We start from the raw sequence: 3,714 nt of genomic DNA on the forward strand, positions 1-3,714 counted from the left end.
GCCCCTATGGCGGGGCCGAACAGCTTGCCGACCGGCCCGGCGGTGGTCGGCGCCATCGCCCGTCAGCTGAGGCCGCGCGTGGCGGTGAACAGGCAGAACGTGGTGGGCGTTGGTGGCGACACCCGGGACCGCGCGATCAGCGCCGTGCGGCATGACGTACCCGCAACCCGGTGCGGGGATTGCTCGATCTGGGGGCCGTGGGGATCGCCGGGGTGCGAGAGTCCGGACCCTGTGCCTATGTGCTCAGCCGCCCGGGTTTTGGAGGCCGGCTTCTGGATAAGGAAAGGGAGCCTTGCGGCTCCCTTTCTGTGGGCGGAACGCGGGTTGGCTCAGAAGTACGCGCGGATGCCGAAAGCCACGCCACGGCCCGGCAGCGGTGCGTAGTCGCGCAGCAGCGAGGTGTGCGGGCGCGCCTGGCGGTCGGTGAGGTTGCTGCCGTCCAGGAACAGCTCGTAGCTGTTGCTGCCATTGCGGTCCCAGCGGTAGGCCAGGTGCGCGTCCACCAGCGTGTAGCCGTTGCTGGGGGCTTCGTTCAGGGCCACGTCCTTCTGGCGGCTGTAGCGCACCGCGCCGAGCGAGGCGCGCCAGCCATCGCGCGACCAGTGCAGGTCTGCGCCGATCCGGGCCGGGGCGATGCGCGGCAGGTAGCCGCCGTTGGCCAGCTCCACGCTGTAGTGGTGGGCGTGGCCGCCGTGCGGTACGGCGATATCGACGGCGCGGCTGCCACGGCCATCGAGTTCGGCTTTCACGTAATCACCGAACACGCGCAGGTCCCAGTCACCGCTGCCGCCTTCGAGCATGTGCCAGGTGGCCTCGGTCTCGGCGCCGAGGAAGGTGGCATCGTGCTGGGTCCAGGTGCGCACCGGCAGGCCGTCTTCGACCACGCCGGTATCGGCCAGGTAGATGAAGTCCTTGAAGCGGGTCTGGTAGATCGAGGCACTGAAGTCGATCCGGTCGTTATGGGCGTGCAGCCCCAGCTCGACGCGCTGGCCGCGTTCGGTATCCAGGTTGGCGTTGCCGATCTCCAGCGAACGGGTGGCGATATGCGCGCCGGCCGCGTACAGCTCCTCGTTGCTGGGCGCACGCTCGGAAGCGTCCACGCCAAAGCGCAGGTCGAAACTGTCGTTCAAGGCCCAGATGCCGGACGCGGAGAAGTTGCTGGCACCGAAGCTGCGGCCGCGCTGGGCATCGTCCGGATCGAGCTGGATGCGGTCATGGCGCGCGCCCAGTTCCAGCTTGAACGGGCCGAAGCTCTTTTCCTGCAGCACGAACAGCCCGACGGTATCGGTGGCGGTGCCGGGGACGAAGGCCTCCGCGCCGCTGGCGCCGAAATCGCTGCGGCCGACCTGCAGCCCGAATGCGCCGTCCCAGCCGGCCAGCGGCTGCTGCACCGCTTCCAGGCGCGCGTCGAAGCCCTTGTTGGTGAAGCGGGTCGACGGCGTGCCGGCTTCCAGCTCGGTGTGCTCGTAGTCGGTATAGCCGCCGCGCAGGGTCAGGCTCTTTAGGAGCGCGGTGGGGTTGTACAGGCCGCCCTTGAGCTCGAAGCGGTTCTGCACCATGTCGATGCGCACGTCGTGTTCGCCATGGTCGTCGGGCTCGTCGGCATGGACATCGGCGCCATGGTCATGGTCGTGGTCGCCATCGATGTGCACGTGCGCGCCGGCGGGAATGCCGTAGTTGCTGCGGTAGGTGCCCAGCGAGGCGCCGAGGAAGGCCGAGTCCCCCAGCCAGGTGGCGCCGACGCCACCGGCGCGGGTGCGGATCGCGCTGTTGTGCAGACGGCCGCGGGTACCCAAGTCTGCGTCGGGTTCGGCGTGCGCGTCGTGGTCATCGGTATCCAGCACCTGCGGGTCCATCGCATAGCCGGGGATGCGGTAGTCGTCGCTGTTGCGCACCAGTCCATCGACATGCAGCACCACATTGCCGTTGACGCCGTCGAGCCGGAACATGCCGCTGCGCTCGTCATTGACCGAGTTGCCACGCAGCTCGGCGCGGCCACTGAGCGGGCGATCGGGCAGGTCGCTGGCGATGCGGCCATCGACCACATTGACCGCGCCGCCAATGGCGCCGCTGCCGAACAGCAGCGTGGCCGGCCCCTTCAACACCTCGATCTGGTCGGCCAGGAACGGTTCGATGCCGGTGGCGTGGTCGGCGCTGACCGTGGAGGCGTCCATGCTGCCGATGCCGTTGGCCACCACCGCCACGCGCGGGCCTTCCTGGCCGCGGATGATCGGCCGGCCCACGCCCGGCCCGAAGTAGCTGGTCTGCACCCCCGGGAGTTTGGCCACCGTGTCGCCGAGCGTGCCGGACTTGTGTTCATCCAGATCGTTGCCGGCCAGTACCGCCACCGGACGGGCCAGCGACTCGGCCGAGCCCTGCAGGGGCGAGGCGGTGACTTTCACCGCCGACAGCTCGGTCAGCCGATGGCTCGGACCGGCGTCCTGATCGGACGCGGCGGCTATACCGGGCAGGGCGGCGAGCAGGGCCAGGAACAACAGGTGATGCTGGGTATGACGAGGATGCATGACAGGGCTCTTTTGTTACTTTGTATCACTGAGGGGGTGTGCTCATCCCGCGGCGACGTGGACGAAGACGCAGGGAGCAGCGGGGATTTCCAATTATGTTATATTATTCCATAACGATTCGCCGACCCTGCTGGAAGTCATGCACCTGCCCCCCGCCGCCCGCCAGTTCCTTGATCGCTTCGGTGCGACGGGCTCGTTGCTGTGCGCGGTGCATTGCGCACTGTTGCCGGCGCTGCTGGCCGTGGCCCCGGCGCTGGGGCTGTCGTTCTGGTTGAGCGACGGTGTGGAAGCGACGATCGTGAGCTTCGTGACCCTGCTGGGCCTGTTCAGTCTTATCTGGGGCTACCGCCGGCATCGCGCGCTGCAGGCGCTGGCGTTGCTGGTGCCGGGGCTGGTGCTGCTCTGGGCGGGCCTGCTGTATCCGGAGCTGCACCATTCCAGGGTGCCGCACGCGGTGGTGATGACGCTGGGCGGGGTGCTGGTGGGCTTGGCGCACCTGATGAATCTGCGCCTCAACCACGTGCACGTGCACGACGCCAGCTGCGCACATTAAGGGGCGCGTGATAGGCTCTGCACTCATTGCGCGGGGGCGCTTGTTGCGGCCTCGCCGAACCCGTGGAAACACGGGGTAATCTGGATTTCAAACTGAGGAGTTGACGACATGGGTAAGGGTGACCGCAAGACCGCCAAAGGCAAGCGCTACAACGCCAGCTACGGCAATGCGCGTAAGCACGTGCTGAGCAAGGTGGCCGTGGGCGCCGCTGCGCCGGTCGCCAAGAAGACTGTCGCCAAGGCGCCAGCAAAGAAGGCTGTGGCCAAGAAGACGGTTGCCAAGGCCGGCTGATCCAGCCGCCATTGGATGAAAAAGCGGCGCTTGCGCCGCTTTTTTTGTGCCTGGAAGCTGCCGGCGGGTGTCGCGTCAATCCCGTCGCGACCCAGCCAGCGCGCCGGCCTGAAGTCCTGGGCGCGCCGGAAGGTGTCAGTTGCGCTCAGTCGGACTGGCGCAGCGCCGGCAGCAGCGCCTTGGGATCGCCATCGTTGGGCCGGGCCGGAATGCCGATCAGCCGGGTCAGCAGCGGATAGAGATCGACGTTGTCGAACGTGCCCAGCTGCTTGCCGCGGGCGAAGGACGGGCCGCGGGCGACGAATACCGCCTGCATCGACGGCAGCGCCGGATCGTAGCCGTGCG

General features: G+C 67.9%; 3 protein-coding genes and 1 pseudogene. 2 read left to right on the forward strand and 2 right to left on the reverse strand.

What is annotated here, in order from left to right; genetic code table 11:
• Positions 1–329 precede the first annotated feature (329 nt).
• Positions 330–2,525, reverse strand: coding sequence for a TonB-dependent receptor (locus JCM9942_RS12160; RefSeq protein ID WP_054659960.1), 2,196 nt, complete (start codon positions 2,523–2,525; stop codon positions 330–332).
• Positions 2,526–2,664: 139 nt separating this feature from the next.
• On the opposite strand from JCM9942_RS12160, the gene JCM9942_RS12165 reads away from it, so the two are divergent.
• On the forward strand, positions 2,665–3,078 hold the full coding sequence (locus JCM9942_RS12165; RefSeq protein ID WP_054659962.1) for a MerC domain-containing protein: 414 nt from the start codon (positions 2,665–2,667) through the stop codon (positions 3,076–3,078).
• Between the two features lie 108 nt (positions 3,079–3,186).
• The gene (locus JCM9942_RS12170; protein WP_054659964.1) at positions 3,187–3,369 is read left to right on the forward strand and encodes a 30S ribosomal protein THX; all 183 of its coding nucleotides are present in this window, start codon (positions 3,187–3,189) and stop codon (positions 3,367–3,369) included.
• Positions 3,370–3,514: 145 nt separating this feature from the next.
• Here JCM9942_RS12170 and JCM9942_RS12175 read toward each other — a convergent pair.
• A pseudogene (locus JCM9942_RS12175) lies at positions 3,515–3,714 on the reverse strand (alkaline phosphatase family protein); the annotation flags it as partial.

Source organism: Stenotrophomonas pictorum JCM 9942 (assembly GCF_001310775.1).
Classification (GTDB): domain Bacteria; phylum Pseudomonadota; class Gammaproteobacteria; order Xanthomonadales; family Xanthomonadaceae; genus Stenotrophomonas; species Stenotrophomonas pictorum.